The sequence below is a fragment of the Roseomonas sp. KE0001 genome (assembly GCF_016107285.1).
Classification (GTDB): Bacteria; Pseudomonadota; Alphaproteobacteria; order Acetobacterales; family Acetobacteraceae; genus Pseudoroseomonas.
In genome coordinates this window covers 600,389-616,440 of the sequence record NZ_RCVQ01000001.1, presented here as the reverse complement: position 1 = coordinate 616,440, position 16,052 = coordinate 600,389, and the positions used below count along the sequence as shown (strand labels likewise).

The window sequence follows — 16,052 nt, the reverse complement described above, 5'->3', positions numbered from 1 at the left end:
CCCGGCGGCGCCGGGGCCGCCACTCAGCGGCGGGAGGCCAGCAGGATGCTGGTCAGGATCAGCGCCAGCGCCACGGCATGCTGCCAGCCGAGCGGCTCGCCCAGCAGCAGCACCCCGGCCAGCACCGCCAGCACCGGCACCAGCAGCGTGCCCATGGCGGCGATGCCGGCCGGCAGGCGCCGCAGCGCGGCGAACCAGGTGATGTAGCAGACGGAAAGCGGCAGCACGGCCATGTAGATCACGCCGGCCCAGCCCAGGACGGACACCCGGCCCCATTCCGGCCTCTCCACCAGCCAGGATGCGCCGAGGATCGGCAGACAGCCCAGCCCGACCTGCCAGACGACCTGGGTCAGCGGCGGCAGCCGCAGCGGCCGGCGCTTGCTCATCACGGCGCCGGTCCCGAAGCAGAGCGCCGCGGCCAGGATCAGCGCCACGCCGGGCAGCTTGCCGAGCCCCAGGCCCAGCGGCTGGCCGCCGACCAGCACCACGACTCCCAGCAGGCCGAGCGGCAGCGCCAGGGTCTGCGCGGCGCCGGGCTTCTCCCCCAGCATCAGCCAGGCCAGGAGCGTCGTCCAGACCGGCAGCGTGGCCGAGACGATGGCGCCCTCTCCCGAGGAGAGCCAGGTCAGGCCGAGGGTGGAGAGGCCCATCCAGGCGCTGAAGTTGAGCAGGGCGGCCAGGGCCAGGCTGGACCATTCGCCGCGCGGCACCCGCAGCGGCAGGCGCATCAGCATCGCGGCGATGGCGAGGCCGGCCGCCGCCAGGAGCGCGGCACTGCCGCGTGCGGCCAGCGGCGGAAGGTCCTGCAGCACCGTCTTCAGGACCGGCCAGGTGAAGCCCCATCCGGTCGCGGTGACCAGGAGGAGGGCGAAGCCCGTCCGCCGATCGGAGGATGGCGCTGCGGCGAGGCTGGAGATGTCGGAAACTCCCTGACCGTCCTCCCGGCGCGGTGTCTCCGGGCGGCGACTCCGGACCATTGGCCCGGGCAGGCTTGCAGAGGTGTGCCGAGCCGGCAAGATGAGCCCCCTGCACCAGCGAGAGGTCACGATGTCAGGCACCAATCAGCGGATCGACGCCAAGCGTCTCTGGGACACCCTCATGGACATGGCGACCATCGGCGCCACGGCGAAGGGCGGCGTCCGGCGCCTGACGCTGACGGAGGTGGACAAGGCCGGCCGGCAGCGCTTCACCGAATGGTGCGAGGCGCTGGGCCTGACGGTCCGGGTGGACGCGATCGGCAACATGTTCGCCCGGCGCGAGGGGCGCGACAGCAGCCGCCTGCCCGTGCTCATGGGCAGCCATCTCGACAGCCAGCCCTCGGGCGGCAAGTTCGACGGCGCGCTCGGCGTCATCGCCGGGCTGGAGGTGATGCGCAGCCTGAAGGACCTCAACATCGTCACCGAGGCGCCGATCGAGCTGGTCAACTGGACCGATGAGGAGGGCAGCCGGTTCGGCCATTCGCTGATGGGCAGCGGCGTCTGGGCCGGCATCTATACGCTCGACAAGGTCTATGCGCTGGAGGATGTGGAAGGCGTCAAGGTCGGCGAGGCGCTGGAGGCCATCGGCTACAAGGGCGAGCATCCCGCCCGCCCCTTCCCCGCCGACGCCTATTTCGAGCTGCATATCGAGCAGGGCCCGATCCTGGAGAAGGAGGGCCGGCAGATCGGCGTCGTCACCGGCGCCCAGGCGCAGGTCTGGTACGACGCCACGATCACCGGCCAGGATTCCCATGCCGGCACCACGCCCCCCTCCGCCCGGCGCGACGCGCTGGTCGCCGCGGCGCGCGTCATCGAGAAGGTCGACGCGCTGATGCGCGCGCGCGGCGAGGACGGCCGTGGCACGGTGGGCTTCCTCCAGGTGTCGCCGAACAGCCGCAACGTGGTCCCCGGCGAGGTGCGCTTCTCGGTCGAGTTCCGCCACCCCGTGGACGCGGAGATCGACGGCCTGGCGGAGAGCTTCCCCGCCGAGGCACGCAGGCTGGTGGAGGAGAATGGCTGCGCCCTGGAGCTGACGGAGCTGTTCCGCATCCCCGCCCAGCCCTTCGATCCGTCCTGCGTCGATCTGGTGCGCCAGGGCGCGGCCAAGCTCGGCTATTCGACGCGGGAGATCGTCTCCGGTGCGGGGCATGACGCGGTCTATGTCGCCCGCAGCGTGCCGACGGCGATGATCTTCACGCCCTGCAAGGACGGGCTTTCGCACAACGAGGCGGAAAGCATCCTGCCGGAAGAGGCCGCGGCCGGTTGCCAGGTGCTGTTCGAGGCCGTGGTGGCCCGCGCTAACCGCGCGCTCTGAAGCAGGCGGGAGGGCGCGGGCCCTCCCGTCTTTATTGGCCATCATTGTGCTATGTTATATCGTAGCAAAATGAGCAATGACCGCACGCTGCGGGACCAGATGTGGTTCCGCCATCCCGGCCCGGACTGGGAGGCCTTCGACGCCCTGCCGCCCGCCATACGCCAGCGCCTGCGCGAGCATGCCTATGATGCCTGGAGCGTGAACGCGCTGCTGCTCTGGCGCTATCTGCGCCGCCGGCATGCCTCGTCCCGGCGGGCCGAACGCGTGCTGCTGCGCCATCTGGATCACTGCGAGACCCTGGAAGGCGCGGCCTTCGATGCCGCCTACCGGGCGCGGCATGGCCGGCCCTTGCCGCATCATGCCGCCGGTGCCAGCATCCTGCGCTATGGCGCGATGATGAAGGGATTGACCGGCGGGGATGCCGGCGGGGATGATGGTAGCGGCGGGCGGACTTGAACCGCCGACCCCGGCATTATGAGTGCCGTGCTCTAACCAGCTGAGCTACACCGCCACACCGTCTGGGAGGCGCCGTTTAAGCGGCCCGGCCGGCGCTGTCAACCGCCTCGGGACGGGGCAGGATGAAGCCGCCGCCGAGCACCCGCTCCCCCGCATAGAGCACGCCACCCTGGCCCGGCGCGGCGATGGCCGGCTGCTCCAGCCGCAGGCGAAGGCACCCGGCCCGCGCGTCCCAGCTCGCCACCGCCGGCTGCGGCATCTCGCGGGCGCGCAGCTTGACCTGGCAGGCGAGCGGTGCCTCGGGTGGCGGAATCAGCCAGTTCACCTGCCCGAGTGTCACCTCATGCGTGCTCAGCTCGCCTCGCGGCGCGACGACGATCCGGCGGCGCGGCGCGTCCAGGGCGGCGACATAGAGCGGCTCCTCGCCATCCCGCGAGGCCTGGCCCAGCCCCCGCCCCTGCCCGACGGTATAGCGCCCGATACCCTGGTGGCTGCCCAGCACGCGGCCATCGATGTGCTCGATGCGCCCGGCCTCGCCGGCCTCCGGCCGCAGGCGGCCGACCAGCTCATGGTAACGGCCCTGCGGCACGAAGCAAATGTCCTGGCTGTCCGGCTTCTCCGCCACCGCGAGTCCGAGCCGCTGAGCCTCGGCCCGGACCTCCGCCTTGGAGGCATAGTCGCCGAGCGGGAAGCGGCTGAAGGCCAGCTGCTCCGGTGTCGTGGCGAAGAGGAAGTAGGACTGGTCGCGGGCGGCGTCGGCGGCGCGGCGCAGCTCGGGGCCGTCCGGCCCCTCCACCCTGCGGACGTAATGGCCGGTCGCCAGGGCCTCCGCGCCCAGGTCACGGGCCAGGACGAGCAGGTCCTGGAACTTCACCGTCTGGTTGCAGCGCACGCAGGGGATGGGGGTTTCGCCGCGGGCATAGGAGGCCGCGAAATCCTCGATCACCGCGTCCCTGAAGCGCTGCTCCCGGTCCAGCACATAATGCGGAATGCCGAGGCGGTCCGCCACGTCGCGCGCGTCGTGGATGTCCTGGCCGGCGCAGCAGGCGCCCTTCTTCTGGACGGCGGCGCCATGGTCGTAAAGCTGCAGCGTGGCGCCGATCACCTCATGGCCCCGTTCCTTCAGGAGGCCGGCGACCACGGAGGAATCCACACCCCCCGACATGGCGACGAGAATCCTCATGCCGCGGCGTTCAGCCCCATCTGCCAGAAGGCCGCCTCCAGCCGCGCCGCCTCTGTGAAGGTGGCCGAGAGGGTCGCGAAGCGGACCTCGCCGCCATGGCTCACGCCCAGCCTGTCCAGGCGCAGGGCGGCGTCGCTGGCCAGCGCCTGATAGCCCGGCGAGGAATAGGTCTCGATCCAGCTTTCGTAGGGATTGCCCTGGCGCAGCCGGCCGGGATGCGCCCGGATGCGCTGAGCGATCTCGCCATAGCCGATGGTGCAGGGTGCCAGCGCGACCTCCAGGTCGAGGATGTCGCCTGCCATGCCGCGGTCGAGCACCCAGCGCGTGTAGGCGACGGTCTCGGCCGCCTCCGGCGTGGCCAGCACATCGGCCTCCGACAGGCCCCATTCGCTGCAATAGGCGAAATGCATCTGCATCTCGGAGAGCAGGGCGTTGAGGGCGGAGGCCTTGCTGCGCAGCGCGTCGAGGCTCTCCGCCTTGAAGGCCGCCAGCGCCTTGGCGCGCGCGAACTGCACCAGGAACAGCCAGTCCTGCACCAGATAGCGCTGAAAGGCGGCCTTCGGCAGCGTGCCCTCGGCCAGCCCCTGCACGAAGGGATGCCAGCAATAGGCGCTCCACTGCGCCTCCGCCGCGCCGCGCAGGCGCCGATAGAGACCGCCGGGCTGTCCGAGACTGGGTTTCATGGCGGAACTCAACCGGCGTTTCGCGTGCCGGCCGGAAGCTTGACCACGAGCCCGTCCAGCTCGTCGCTCATGATCAGCTGGCAGCCCAGGCGGGAGGTCTCCTGCAGGTCGAAGGCGAGGTCCAGCATGTCCTCCTCGTCCTCGGAGGGGGACTCCAGCTTCTCGAACCAGCCGGCATCGACGATGACATGGCAGGTGGAACAGGCCAGGCTGCCCTCGCAGGCGCCCTCGATGTCGATGTCGTTCCGGTGCGCGATCTCGAGGACGGACAGGCCGAGCGGGGCCTCGACTTCGCGGCGCGTCCCGTCGCGCTCGATGAAGGTCATTTTCGGCATCGCCGTCTGTCTACTCCGCCGCGTCTCGTGTTTCGGAAAGGGCTTCGCGCCAGGCCTCGGCCAGCAGGGCGGCCGCGCGGTCCATATCGGCAGGCGAAGTAAAGCGGCCAATGCCGATCCGCAAGGTCGCGCGCGCTTCCGCCTCCGGCAGTCCGAGGGCGCGCAGGACATAGGACGGCTCGACCTCGGCCGAGGAGCAGGCGGAGCCGGTGGAGACGCAGAGCCCTTGAAGCCGTGCCAGCATGGCCTGGGCGGAGGCGCCGCCGGGAAAGGTCAGGCTGAGGTTGCTGGGAACGCGACGCGCCGCGTCACCATTCAGCCGCAGCCCGGGGATCGTGGCGCGGAGCGCGGCCAGCAGACGGTCGCGGCATGTCCGGATCCTCTCCGCATCCGCCTCCCGATCGGCCCCCGCCAGCCGCGCCGCCTCGCCAAGGCCGACCAGCAAGGGCGCCGGCAGGGTTCCCGAGCGCAGCCCGCGCTCCTGCCCGCCGCCGGAGAAGAGCGGCTCCAGCCGGACACGGGGACGGCGGCGGACATAGAGGGCGCCCACCCCCTTGGGGCCATAGATCTTGTGTCCCGAGAGGGACAGCAGATCGACCGGCAGGGCACCGAGGTCGAGGGGAACGCGGCCCGCGGCCTGGGCCGCGTCGCTGTGCAGCAGCGCGCCGGCGGCCTTGACCGGCGCCGCCAGGGCGGCGAGGTCCTGGATGACGCCGATCTCGTTGTTCACCGCCATGACGGAGACCAGGAGCGTCGGCACGCGCAGCGCCTCGACCAGCAGCGCCGGGTCCAGCAGGCCGTCGTGGCCGACCGGCAGGATCACCGGCTCGAAGCCCTCCTCCGCCAGGTCGCGCACGCTTTCCAGGACGCATTTGTGCTCGGTCGCCAGGGTGATCACCCGGCGCCGCCCGCTTCCCTGCCGCCGGGCGAAGCGGGCCGCGCCCTTGATGGCGAGGTTGTTCGCCTCGGTCGCGCCGGAGGTGAAGACGATCTCGCGGGCCTCGGCACCGATCAGCGCCGCGACCTCGGTCCGCGCCGCCTCGACCGCCGCCTCGGCGGCCCGCCCCGGGGCGTGTTCGACGCTGGCGGGATTGGCGAAGTTCTCCTCCCACCAGGGGCGCATGGCGGCGAGCACCCGCGGGTCCACGGGCGTCGTCGCGTGATTGTCGAGATAGATCGGCGGGGTCTCGGCCAGCATGGCCAAAAGTATGGGGCCGACCCCGCCGGATCGGAAGCTTTCGCTGCCCCGGGAATGGCGGCCATGAGCCCAGGTCGGGCCATGGCCGCGGGACCGGTCAGTCCGCCTCGCGAACGCCGCACCAGCTGGCGATGAAGGTGGCGATGGAGAGCGTGGTCTGGCGCAGGCTCTCCAGGTTGGTGCGCTCGTCGAAGCCGTGGTTGCCCTCGCCCGAGGGGCCGTAGCAGAGCGCCGGAATGTCGTAGTAGAGGCCGTAGAACCGGGTGTCGTTGACGGCGGTGGTGATGCGCGCCGGCATCTCCTCGCCATGCACCTGGCGGTGCGCCTCCGCCAGGACCTTCTCGGCCTCCGAACCGGGCTCCAGCACGAAGCCGTCCGCCTGGAAGCCGTGCCAGATGACCTCGGGCGGATTGTTGGCCAGGAAGTTGTCGCCCGCCCGCGCCTCGCTGACGCAGCGCTCCACCGCCGCCATGGCCTGCTTCACGTCCGTGCCGGGCAGCAGGCCGATGCGGCAGTCCACCTCGCACCAGGAGGGCGTCGAGCTGGCCCAGTCGCCGCCGCGGATGATGCCGGGGTTGAACTTGATCGGATCGGGCGTGCCGGCGTACCAGCGGTCCTCCCGCGCCGCCACGTTCTGCAGCCTGGTGTGTTCCTGCAGCGCCTGGATCAGCTTCATGGCGGAGAGGATGGCGTTGCTGCCATCCTGCGCCACCGCGACATGCACCGGCACGCCGCGCACCCGGAGGCGGAACCACAGCGTGCCGGTATGGGCGCGCGTGATGCTGTGTCCGGTCGGCTCGGGAATCAGCACGGCATCGGCGCGATAGCCGCGCGCCAGTGTCGCCAGGGCGCCGTTGCCGGTGCTTTCCTCCTCGGTGACCGTCTGCAGGTAGACATCGGCCGCCGGCTTCAGGCCCGCTGCGCGCAGGGCGTCCATGGCGAAGATCATCGCCGCCACGCCGGCCTTCATGTCATTGGCGCCGCGCCCGTAGAGCCAGCCATCCTGCACCACACCGGCATAGGGAGGATGCGTCCACATCTCGAGCGGGCCCTCGGGCACGACATCGATATGACCCTGCAGGATCAGGCTGCGGCCGGTGGGATTCTCCGCCCGGCAGGCGGCGACCACCTGCACCGAACCCGCCGGATCCACCTCGATCATCGGGCTCGCCTTCTCATGGCTCGCCAGGGGCGTCTCCGCGATGGTGAAGCGGTCCACCGCATAGCCCCGCGCCGCCATCTGGCGCGCCATCCAGTCCTGCAGCGGCGCCTCGCGCCCGCGCAGGCTGGGGAAGCGGACGAGATCGGACAGGAAGCCGACCTCCTCCTCGAAACGGTCGTCCACGGCCTTTCTCAGGCGGTCGAGCAGGGTGGCGCTGGTCATGAAGGGTTCTCCGATCGCGGATGGCGAGGATGCGGCGGTTTCCGAAGTGCAGGCTAGTGCCGCCGGCGATGGCCACCATGCCGGAGGCGGAAGCGCCTGCACCGCAAGCCGTTCGCCCGGCGGCCGGGGCGGGTGAACCACGCGGCCCGCGCGCATCGCGATACTGCCGGATACCGGAACCTCAGGCGGAGCGGGAGGCCCGCAGCCGGTCGCGCATCGCGCGGTAGGCGGGGATGAAGCGGTCCACATCCTCGTCACTGGCATTCCAGGGCAGGGAGACCCGGATGGCGCAGGCGGCGTCGGCGCCCAGTCCCATGGCCAGCAGCACCGGGCTGGGCCCCACCTTGCCAGAGGAGCAGGCGGAGCCGGCCGAGACCCGGAAGCCGGCGAGGTCGAGCGCGATCACCTGGGTCTCGGCGGGCACGCCGCGCAGCAGGAGGCAGGTGGTGTTCGGCAGGCGTGGCGCGTCGGCACCGATGACATCGGTCCCGCATTCCCGCTCGATCCGGTCCCGCAACGCCCGCAGGCGGGCGGCGGCGGAAAGGTCGAAGGCCGCCATGGCGGCGGCGAAGCCGGCGATGGCCGGAACCGCCTCGGTACCACCACGGCGCCCCCGCTCCTGCCCCCCTCCGGGCAGCATGGCGGCGAGGTCGAGGCCAGGCCGCAGCAGAAGTGCCCCGGCGCCCTTGGGACCGCCCAGCTTGTGGGCGGAGATCGCCAGGGAATCGGCGCCCATCTCCGCCACGGTCAGCGCGATCCGCCCGACGGCCTGGACCGCATCGACATGCAGCAGCGCGCCATGCTGGCGGCAGAGCCGCAGCGCGGCGTCGATCGGGTGCAGCACGCCCGTCTCGTTGTTCGCGGCCATCAGGCAGACCAGGGCGGCCCCGCCCTCCCGCAAGGCGCGCTCGAGAGCATCGAGGGCGATGCGGCCATCTCCCTGCACGGGCAGGATCCCGATGCCGGGCGCGGCCCGCAGCACGGAGGGATGCTCCGTGCCGCCTGCGAGAATGCGACGCCCCCGGCCCAGACCCAGGATGGCCAGGGCATTGGCCTCGGTCGCGCCGGAGGTGAAGACAAGGTCCTGGGGCCGCGCGTCGAGCCGCTCGGCCACGCGGCGCCGCCCCTCCTCCAGCAGGCGCCGGGCGGCACGGCCGTCGGCATGGATGGAGGACGGGTTTCCGGGAAGCTCCAGGGCGGCGATCATGGCATCGCGCGCCTGGGGGCGCAGCGGCTCCGTCGCATTCGCATCGAGATAGACCGGCATGGCGGGCTACAACGCCAGGGGCGGCGCGGCGCGGCCGCGGACGCGGCCCTCGATGACATCGGCGAGGCTGGTCTCGGTCAGGAAGAGGCGGATCTGCTCGCCCAGCTCGTGCCAGAGGTCATGCGTCAGGCACTTCCGGCCGGCGACGCAGCCCGTTCCACCCACTTCACACCGGGTGGCGCTGATGGGCTCCTCGACGGCGGCGATGATGGCGCCGATGGAAATCCGCGCCGCCGGGCGGGACAGGCGATAGCCTCCGCCGGCCCCCCGCGCCGAGGCCACCAGACCGGCGCGCCGCATCCGGGCGAAGAGCTGTTCCAGATATGCAACGGAAAGTTGCTGCGCCTGGGCGATATCGGAGAGACTGACCGGCGGCTCCGTCAGGCAGGCCTCTTCCTCCCCCGTCGTCACCGCATGGCTGACCTTGGACAATTCACGGTCTCGCATACGAATGGCGAGCTCCGCCATCGCCATCACCGCGTAACGTCCCCTTGTAGACAGGCGCATAATTCACTTCTCTCCCTGTCCCGGCCAGCGGGCGTGCCCAGCCTCTTTCGCCCATGACAAAAGATTGCGGCAAAGGGGCCATGCCTGTTTCCGTTGTGAAACCCCGGAGCGGCTGCGTATAATATTGTCCGTGTCGCGGGGAGCGGAAGCCTGCCCCGCGATGACGACGCCATAAGTTGGGGGAGCCGGCGCCTCGTCTCGCTGCGGGTGCGGAAGGCTATTGGCCATGGGCTGGCGCGTCAATCGCGCCGCATGGCGAAGCCGTTGCCGCATCGGACCCCGATGAATGTCTTCGTGCGTTCGGGCGGATGGAAGTCCGCCGGAGCGGCCATGGTTTCCCAACCGGGCGCTGCCGCGCCCACCGTACTGGATGCAAGGGGACGATGCCCGAGGTCATGTTCGCCGGGCCGGATGGCCGGCTTGAGGGTCGTTACCACCACGCGAAACAGCCCAATGCCCCCGTGGCATTGGTGCTTCATCCCCACCCGCTGCATGGCGGGACGATGAACAACCGGGTGGTCCACGCGCTGTACACACGCTTCCAGGACATGGGGTTTTCCACTCTCCGCTTTAATTTCCGGGGCGTCGGCCGCAGCCAGGGCCGCTACGATGGCGGCATCGGCGAGATTTCCGATGCCGCGGCCGCGCTGGACTTCCTGCAGGCGGTCAATCCCAATGCCTCCATGCTCTGGGTCGCCGGCTATTCCTTCGGCTCCTATGTCGGCATGCAGCTGCTGATGCGTCGTCCGGAGATCGGCGGCTTCGTCTCCATTGCCGCGCCGGCCAGCCACTACGATTTCGGCTTCCTCGCCCCTTGTCCATGCTCCGGGCTCATCCTGCATGGCGCCGAGGACGAGCTGGTGCCGGAGAATTCCGTCCGCAAGCTGGTCGACAAGCTCAACACGCAGCGCGGCATCCAGATCGACTACCGCGTCCAGGAAGGCGCCGGCCACGTCTTCACCGCCGACCAGACGGCGCGTGTCGCCGATGCCGCCGAGGATCATGTGCGGACCATGCTCAACCGGGCCCGCATGGCGATGGCCGCGGACTGACCGCCGGCCTCCATCGGATGGCCGCGAAAGGGGCCTGGGGACTGTCCTCAGGCCCCTTTCCTATGGCGGGGCGGTCAGCCGGCCGCCGCGGAGGGGCGCGGACGCTCCGGTGGTGCCCGGGAAGGTCAGCGGCAGGCCCCGCAGGACCCGCGCGGCGAGGACGCCGAAGGCCTGTGCCTCCAGGGCATCGCCATCCCAACCGACCGTCTCCACCGCCTGCACCGGCGCGGCCAGAACACGCGCGAGCGCCTGCATGATGGCGCCGTTGCGACGGCCGCCGCCCGTCACCAGCCACCGGTGCGGCGCCTCGGGACAGTGGGCCGCCGCGGCCGCCACCGACAGGGCGACGAATTCCACCAGGGTCGCGGCACCCTCCGCCGGCGCCAGCCCGGCCAGCCCCGCCCGTTCCAGGGCGTGATGGAAGTCGAGGCGGTCGAGCGACTTGGGCGGCGGCGCCGCGAAGTAGGGGTGCGCCATCAGCTCCGCCAGAACCCGCGCCTCGGGCCGTCCCGAGAGAGCCAGCGCTCCATCCCGGTCGAAATCCACCCCGGCCCTCTGCCGCATCCAGTCATCTAGCGGCGCATTGGCCGGCCCGGTGTCGAAGGCGATCAGCCGGCCATCGCGGCCGATCCAGGTCACGTTGCCGACGCCGCCCAGGTTCAGGATGGCCACCGGCTTCGGCAGTTCCGCCGCGAGGGCGGCATGCACCACCGGCACCAGCGGCGCGCCCTGCCCGCCCGCCGCCACATCGGCGGAGCGGAAGTCATGCGCGACCCGCGTTCCCGTCAGCCGGGCCAGCAGGGCGGCATCGCCGATCTGCCAGGTGCGCCCCTCCCCCGGCCGTCCCGCCACCGGCCGGTGCAGGATGGTCTGGCCATGAAACCCGATCAGCTCCGCCCCCGTCCCGAGCCGCCGGACCGCCTCGGCATGGCGCTCCGTCAGGCGCCGGACGCAGGCGGCGAGGAAGGGGTCGTCCGCCGCGATACTCCCCGCCAGGTCCAGCAGGCGGCGCAGATCCCGCCGCAGTTCCGGCGCATAGGGCAGGGTCAGGCTCGGCCCGAATCGCCCGATCCTCTCCCCGTCCGTCTCGATCCACGCCGCATCCACGCCATCCAGCGAGGTGCCGCTCATCAGCCCGATGGTTCGCAGCATGGCCGCACTGTGCTAGGGCCGGGGCCCGGGCGGAAGCCCCCGGGCGGTCAGAACGGACAAGAGCGACGATGGACGAGTTCCTGCAGGCCGCGCGCGAGCGCGGCTACATCCACCAGGTGACGGACGAGGCGGCGCTCGCCGCGCGCATGCAGCAGGGGCCCCTCTCCGCCTATGTCGGCTTCGACTGCACCGCGGACAGCCTGCATGTCGGCCATCTGCTGTCCATCATGATGCTGCGCCTGCTGCAGCGGATGGGCCACCGTCCCGTGGCGCTGCTCGGCGGCGGCACCACCCGCATCGGCGATCCTTCCTTCCGCGACGATGCGCGCCCCCTGCTGTCGGACGCGCAGATCGAGACCAACAAGGCCGGCATCCGCAAGACCTTCGACGCCTTTCTCCGCTTCGGCGAGGGGCCGTCCGACGCCATCATGCTGGACAATGCGCGCTGGCTCGACAGCCTGCTCTACATCCCGTTCCTGCGCGACGTCGGCCGCCACTTCAGCGTCAACCGCATGCTGACCATGGACAGCGTCCGCCTGCGGCTGGAGCGCGAGCAGCCGCTCTCCTTCCTCGAATTCAACTACATGCTGCTGCAGTCCTACGACTTCCTGGAGCTGCGCCGGCGCCATGGCGTGGCGCTGCAGATGGGCGGCTCCGACCAGTGGGGCAACATCGTCATGGGCGTCGAGCTGAACCGGCGCATCGACGCCGCCGAGGTCTTCGGCCTGACCACCCCGCTGCTGACCACCGCCTCCGGCACCAAGATGGGCAAGACCGCGGGCGGCGCCGTCTGGCTCAATCCCGACCGCCTGCCGGCCTATGACTACTGGCAGTTCTGGCGCAACACGGAGGACGCGGATGTCGGGCGCTTCCTCGGCCTGTTTACGGAGCTGCCGATGCCGGAGGTCCGGCGCCTCGGCGCGCTGGGCGGGGCGGAGATCAATGAGGGCAAGAAGATCCTGGCCACCGAGGCCACGGCCCTGCTGCACGGCCGCCCCGCCGCCGAGGCCGCGGCCGAGACCGCGCGCCGCGCCTTCGAGGAGGGCGAGGCCGCCGCGACCCTGCCCGGCATCACCGCCAGCCTGCCGGCCGCCCTGATCGACCTCGCGGTGCAGGCGGGCCTGGCCGCGAGCAAGGGCGAAGCGCGCCGCCTCGTCCGGCAGAATGGCCTGCGCCTGAACGACGCGCCGGTTTCCGACGAGGCCCTGGTGGTGACGGAGGCGGATCTGCGGGACGGCGCGGCCAAGCTGTCCGCCGGCCGCAAGCGGCACGTCCTGGTGCGCGCGCCGGGCTGAGCGGCCCGGCGCGCGGCCGGTCAGCGCTGCGCGTTGCCCGCCGTGCCGCCGCCGAAGATGCCCCGCAGGAAGCCGGGCGTCAGCGCCGCGAGCGGGTTGACCGAAACCGAGGGGTCCTGCACCGGCCCCTGCATCTGCCACGTCGCGGCCAGCAGGCCGCCGCCGCGCTCCGGGCTGAACAGCCGCCCCAGCAGCGGGATCTGCCCCAGCAGCGAGTTCAGCACATAGGCGGGCACGATGGTGCCCTCCAGGTCGATCGCGCCGCCCTGGCGCGGAATGGTGCCGCGCGCGGTGACACCCAGGGAGGCCGAGAAGGCGCGCGCCTCATCCACCATCAGGCTGCGCGGCGTCAGGCGGAAGGGCGCTTCCAGGCGGGAGAAGCTCAGGCCCGGCCCGCGCACCGCGTCGAACATGCCGTAGACCGTCAGCGCCTGCAGCAGCTTGCCGACCCCCTCGGCCTCGCGCACCGAGAAATCCGCCATTTCGGCGGTGCCGGTCAGGGTGGCGCCCGGCCTGTTGCCGTCCCATCGGGCGTTCACGGCGAGCCGGCCACCCTCGACCTGATCGAGGATGTCGAAAGCCCGCAGCAATGCGCCCGCGTCGGCGGCGTTGAGCAGCAGGCTCCGGCCGCCGCCCTGGGGGAGCACGGTGACATCGAAGGCCCCCCCCGGCCCGGCCTGGCCGGCGATGCGGGCCTCGCGCAGCACGCCGCGCGGATCGGCCGTCACCCGGCCCTGAATGCCGGCCAGGCTGCGGCCGCCGCCCAGCAGCACCCGGTCGAACTGCGCCTCCACGGAGACCGAGGGTCCGGTCGCGGGCGTGTCGGACGCGCCGCCATCCGCCGCGGCATTGGCGGCCAGGGCGGCGCCGAGGTCGAGCACCGGGCCGGAGGCGCGGAAGCGCCAGGGCGCGCCCGCCTGCGCCGGCGGCCTCGCCTCGGCCGTGAAGCGGCTGTCCTGCACCCGGGCCTCGGCGATATCGACCCGCTCCAGCCGGTTGCCGGCGGAGAAGCCGACTTTGCCCCTGGCCCGAAGCTGCGGTGCCTCGACCTGGAACCGGTCCACCGCCCGCAGGTTCTCGTGATCCACCACCAGCTCGGCCTGCGCCGCCGCCGGCGTGCCCGGCGCCTTCTGCCAGGCGAAGGGCGACAGGGTCATGCGACTGTCGCGCAGATTGGCATCGATACTGACGCGGCTCTCGCCGCTGCGCCGGCGCTCCACCAGGGCGCGGATGCCCACCGGGCCGCTGACGAAGCCCTCGAGGTCCAGTCCGAACTCGGCGATGCGGCTGGCATCCGGCCGGGCCTCCGCGCGGTAGCGCTCGACCACCTGCGCGGCATTGCCGGGCCGGAAGTCCATCTCGAGGCTCAGCTGTGTCGGGATGCCGGCGAGCTGCGCCTCTCCGCTGGCCTTCAGCCGCGACGTGTCGACGGTCAGCTCGGCCGTACCGCGCTCCAGCCGCTTGCCCATGAGCACGTCCGACAGCCGCATCTGGGTGATGCGCATCTGCGCCTGCACGCGCAATGCCTCGTTCGGAATGTCCGCCAGGAGAGGCAGGCCGAGTCGCAGCATGCCCTCCACCTGACCGCCGGGCTGCTTCAGGTCCAGCGGCCGGTTCTCGAACAGCTTGAGGCGGGGATGGCGAATCAGCGCGACGATATCCGGCACGGGGCCCCGCAGCTGCGCCTCGATCTCGGCCTGTTCCTGGCCGGCGTCCAGATTGAGCAGGCGAATGGTGGCGCCCGGGCTGCTCAGGGCGGTGCCGGATTGTCGAGCGCCCGCCAGCTGGATGCGGATCTCGTCGAGGCCGAACTCGGCGCGCGCCTCCACCTCCTCCAGCGGCGGAATGGGCCGCAGCCAGTGGACCCTGCCGCGCTGCAACTGCATCGTGCCATCGAGCCGGGTGACGCGCAGGCCGGACAGGTCGGCGCCCGCCTCGGCCCGCAGGGTGAAGCGTCCGTCGCGCAGCTCGCCCCCGGTGAGATTCTCCACCAGCCATTTGCGCGCGCCGTCGGCCAGCCCCGCGGGCCAGTAGTCGCCCAGATCCGCCGCCGGCACCGCGTCGAGGCCGAAGATCAGCGAGCCAATCCAGGCCGCGTCCTGCAGACGGGCCTCACCGCTGGCCTCGAGCACCGGCGGCCGCCCCCTGGCGCGGGCGGCGCCGGGGTCCGCCGCGGCGGGGACCAGGCGCAGCTTCTCCAGCCGAAGCGCCGTCGGCGACCCGGTCGCCTCCAGATGCAGGCTGGCGAAGCCAACGCGGAGCTTCTGCGCGGTGAAGCGCCCGCCCTCACTGTCGACCTGGAGACGCAGCTGCGGCTCGGCGCCGCGCGCGCCGCCATCGAAACGGCCGGACAGGCTGACGGCGAGGGGCGCATCGAAGAGCGCCAGCGGCGCCAGGGCTGGGATCAGCCCGGCCAGTCGGGCCGGTTCCAGCCTCGGGATCAGGATCTCGCCGGAGAGCGTCGGCTCCGCCCCCTCCACCGCGCCATTCAGCTGGACCTCCATGCCCTGCCCCTGGCCCGGCAGGCGCAGGGCGGCCGTACCACCGAGGGTCATGCGCCCGGCGGCCCCGCGCCGCAGCGCCAGGTCCACCTGTTCCAGCCGCCAGACGAGGCCGAGCTGACGGTCCAGGATGGTCAGGCGCCCCTCCTGGATATCGACTTCCCTGAGCGCGCCGAGCCAGGTCTCCCGCTCTCCGTGCCGCGGGGAATCGAGAAGATCGCCGAGCAGGCCGCCCCCGGAGGCATCCGCCGCTGCCGGCGGCGTGGCTTCCGCGGGCTGAGGATCCTCCTGCCGCAGCCGTCCCATGGCGAGGGCGATACCGCCCGTCTCGTCGCGCTCCAGCACGATGCTGGGCGCCTGGATGGCGATGCGGAACAGCGACAGCCGGCCGCGCAGGAGTTCGCCCAGGGCCAGGCTCACCGTCGCATCCGGCAGTTCCTGCCGCACCGAGCCCGCGGCATCGCGCAGCTGGACCGACGTGAGCCGCAGCTGCAGCGGCGCCTGCCGGTCCTCGCGGAAGCCGTGCCAGGCGATGGCCGCGTCGCCGATGCTCAGTGTCTGCCCCTCGGCCGGCGGCGGCACGGCGCGCTCCAGCGCCCGCGCCAGGGCCGGCAGGTGCAGCGGCCCCTGTGAAAGGCGCCATCCCAGCGCCGCCGTCCCCAGCCCGGCGAGCAGCGCGACAGCCATCAGCAGGCGCAGGAGGAGGCCGCCGCAACGCAGCACTTGACCGGTCAGCGGGCGCATGGA

14 protein-coding genes and 1 tRNA gene are annotated in these 16,052 nt (G+C 71.8%); 4 read left to right on the top strand and 11 right to left on the bottom strand.

Going from position 1 to position 16,052, the window contains the following annotated elements; all coding sequences use genetic code 11:
- Positions 1-23: 23 nt before the first annotated feature.
- Entirely contained in the window at positions 24-977 is a 954-nt protein-coding gene (locus tag D9598_RS02860) for a DMT family transporter (protein WP_198364870.1), read from the bottom strand.
- Positions 978-1,047: 70 nt separating this feature from the next.
- On the opposite strand from D9598_RS02860, the gene D9598_RS02855 reads away from it, so the two are divergent.
- Both D9598_RS02855 and D9598_RS02850 read left to right on the top strand, forming a co-directional pair.
- Positions 1,048-2,292, top strand: a complete 1,245-nt coding sequence (locus D9598_RS02855) for a Zn-dependent hydrolase (protein WP_198364869.1) — start codon at positions 1,048-1,050, stop codon at positions 2,290-2,292.
- Between the two features lie 69 nt (positions 2,293-2,361).
- Entirely contained in the window at positions 2,362-2,748 is a 387-nt protein-coding gene (locus D9598_RS02850; RefSeq protein ID WP_232476812.1) for a DUF6525 family protein, read from the top strand.
- On the opposite strand, the gene D9598_RS02845 is transcribed toward D9598_RS02850, so the two are convergent.
- From D9598_RS02845 to D9598_RS02810, 8 genes are all read right to left on the bottom strand, one after another.
- Positions 2,727-2,803 (bottom strand) — tRNA-Met (locus tag D9598_RS02845). The genes D9598_RS02850 and D9598_RS02845 overlap by 22 nt on opposite strands.
- Before the next feature lie 21 nt (positions 2,804-2,824).
- On the bottom strand, positions 2,825-3,931 hold the full coding sequence (mnmA, locus tag D9598_RS02840) for a tRNA 2-thiouridine(34) synthase MnmA (protein WP_198364868.1): 1,107 nt from the start codon (positions 3,929-3,931) through the stop codon (positions 2,825-2,827).
- Positions 3,928-4,614 (bottom strand): TenA family protein, encoded by a 687-nt coding sequence (locus tag D9598_RS02835; protein ID WP_198364867.1) that lies wholly within the window; start codon positions 4,612-4,614, stop codon positions 3,928-3,930. Before D9598_RS02835 ends, mnmA begins: the two co-directional genes overlap by 4 nt.
- Before the next feature lie 8 nt (positions 4,615-4,622).
- Positions 4,623-4,949, bottom strand: a complete 327-nt coding sequence (locus D9598_RS02830; protein WP_198364866.1) for a ferredoxin family 2Fe-2S iron-sulfur cluster binding protein — start codon at positions 4,947-4,949, stop codon at positions 4,623-4,625.
- A gap of 10 nt (positions 4,950-4,959) precedes the next feature.
- Positions 4,960-6,147, bottom strand: coding sequence for a cysteine desulfurase family protein (locus D9598_RS02825; protein WP_198364865.1), 1,188 nt, complete (start codon positions 6,145-6,147; stop codon positions 4,960-4,962).
- Between the two features lie 97 nt (positions 6,148-6,244).
- Entirely contained in the window at positions 6,245-7,531 is a 1,287-nt protein-coding gene (locus D9598_RS02820; protein ID WP_198364864.1) for an ArgE/DapE family deacylase, read from the bottom strand.
- A gap of 181 nt (positions 7,532-7,712) precedes the next feature.
- Positions 7,713-8,798 (bottom strand): cysteine desulfurase family protein, encoded by a 1,086-nt coding sequence (locus D9598_RS02815; protein ID WP_198364863.1) that lies wholly within the window; start codon positions 8,796-8,798, stop codon positions 7,713-7,715.
- A 6-nt stretch (positions 8,799-8,804) separates the two neighbouring features.
- The gene (locus D9598_RS02810) at positions 8,805-9,305 is read right to left on the bottom strand and encodes an Rrf2 family transcriptional regulator (RefSeq protein WP_198364862.1); all 501 of its coding nucleotides are present in this window, start codon (positions 9,303-9,305) and stop codon (positions 8,805-8,807) included.
- A gap of 383 nt (positions 9,306-9,688) precedes the next feature.
- Here D9598_RS02810 and D9598_RS02805 point away from each other — a divergent pair, with 383 nt between their 5' ends.
- The gene (locus D9598_RS02805; protein WP_198364861.1) at positions 9,689-10,357 is read left to right on the top strand and encodes an alpha/beta hydrolase; all 669 of its coding nucleotides are present in this window, start codon (positions 9,689-9,691) and stop codon (positions 10,355-10,357) included.
- A 60-nt stretch (positions 10,358-10,417) separates the two neighbouring features.
- On the opposite strand, the gene D9598_RS02800 is transcribed toward D9598_RS02805, so the two are convergent.
- On the bottom strand, positions 10,418-11,506 hold the full coding sequence (locus D9598_RS02800) for an anhydro-N-acetylmuramic acid kinase (protein WP_198365015.1): 1,089 nt from the start codon (positions 11,504-11,506) through the stop codon (positions 10,418-10,420).
- 71 nt (positions 11,507-11,577) lie between these two features.
- Here D9598_RS02800 and tyrS point away from each other — a divergent pair, with 71 nt between their 5' ends.
- On the top strand, positions 11,578-12,804 hold the full coding sequence (gene tyrS / locus D9598_RS02795; RefSeq protein WP_198364860.1) for a tyrosine--tRNA ligase: 1,227 nt from the start codon (positions 11,578-11,580) through the stop codon (positions 12,802-12,804).
- Between the two features lie 20 nt (positions 12,805-12,824).
- Here tyrS and D9598_RS02790 read toward each other — a convergent pair whose 3' ends face one another.
- Positions 12,825-16,049, bottom strand: a complete 3,225-nt coding sequence (locus D9598_RS02790) for a DUF3971 domain-containing protein (protein WP_198364859.1) — start codon at positions 16,047-16,049, stop codon at positions 12,825-12,827.
- Positions 16,050-16,052: the final 3 nt, after the last annotated feature.

Bases quoted from the DNA above. Each gene is read 5' to 3' on its own strand.
- D9598_RS02830 (WP_198364866.1), bottom strand. From the start codon at position 4,949: ATGCCGAAAATGACCTTCATCGAGCGCGACGGGACGCGCCGCGAAGTC.
- tyrS (WP_198364860.1), top strand. From the start codon at position 11,578: ATGGACGAGTTCCTGCAGGCCGCGCGCGAGCGCGGCTACATCCACCAG.
- mnmA (WP_198364868.1), bottom strand. From the start codon at position 3,931: ATGAGGATTCTCGTCGCCATGTCGGGGGGTGTGGATTCCTCCGTGGTC.
- D9598_RS02850 (WP_232476812.1), top strand. From the start codon at position 2,362: ATGAGCAATGACCGCACGCTGCGGGACCAGATGTGGTTCCGCCATCCC.
- D9598_RS02835 (WP_198364867.1), bottom strand. From the start codon at position 4,614: ATGAAACCCAGTCTCGGACAGCCCGGCGGTCTCTATCGGCGCCTGCGC.
- D9598_RS02820 (WP_198364864.1), bottom strand. From the start codon at position 7,531: ATGACCAGCGCCACCCTGCTCGACCGCCTGAGAAAGGCCGTGGACGAC.
- D9598_RS02815 (WP_198364863.1), bottom strand. From the start codon at position 8,798: ATGCCGGTCTATCTCGATGCGAATGCGACGGAGCCGCTGCGCCCCCAG.
- D9598_RS02860 (WP_198364870.1), bottom strand. From the start codon at position 977: ATGGTCCGGAGTCGCCGCCCGGAGACACCGCGCCGGGAGGACGGTCAG.
- D9598_RS02810 (WP_198364862.1), bottom strand. From the start codon at position 9,305: ATGCGCCTGTCTACAAGGGGACGTTACGCGGTGATGGCGATGGCGGAG.
- D9598_RS02825 (WP_198364865.1), bottom strand. From the start codon at position 6,147: ATGCTGGCCGAGACCCCGCCGATCTATCTCGACAATCACGCGACGACG.
- D9598_RS02855 (WP_198364869.1), top strand. From the start codon at position 1,048: ATGTCAGGCACCAATCAGCGGATCGACGCCAAGCGTCTCTGGGACACC.
- D9598_RS02805 (WP_198364861.1), top strand. From the start codon at position 9,689: ATGCCCGAGGTCATGTTCGCCGGGCCGGATGGCCGGCTTGAGGGTCGT.
- D9598_RS02790 (WP_198364859.1), bottom strand. From the start codon at position 16,049: ATGCGCCCGCTGACCGGTCAAGTGCTGCGTTGCGGCGGCCTCCTCCTG.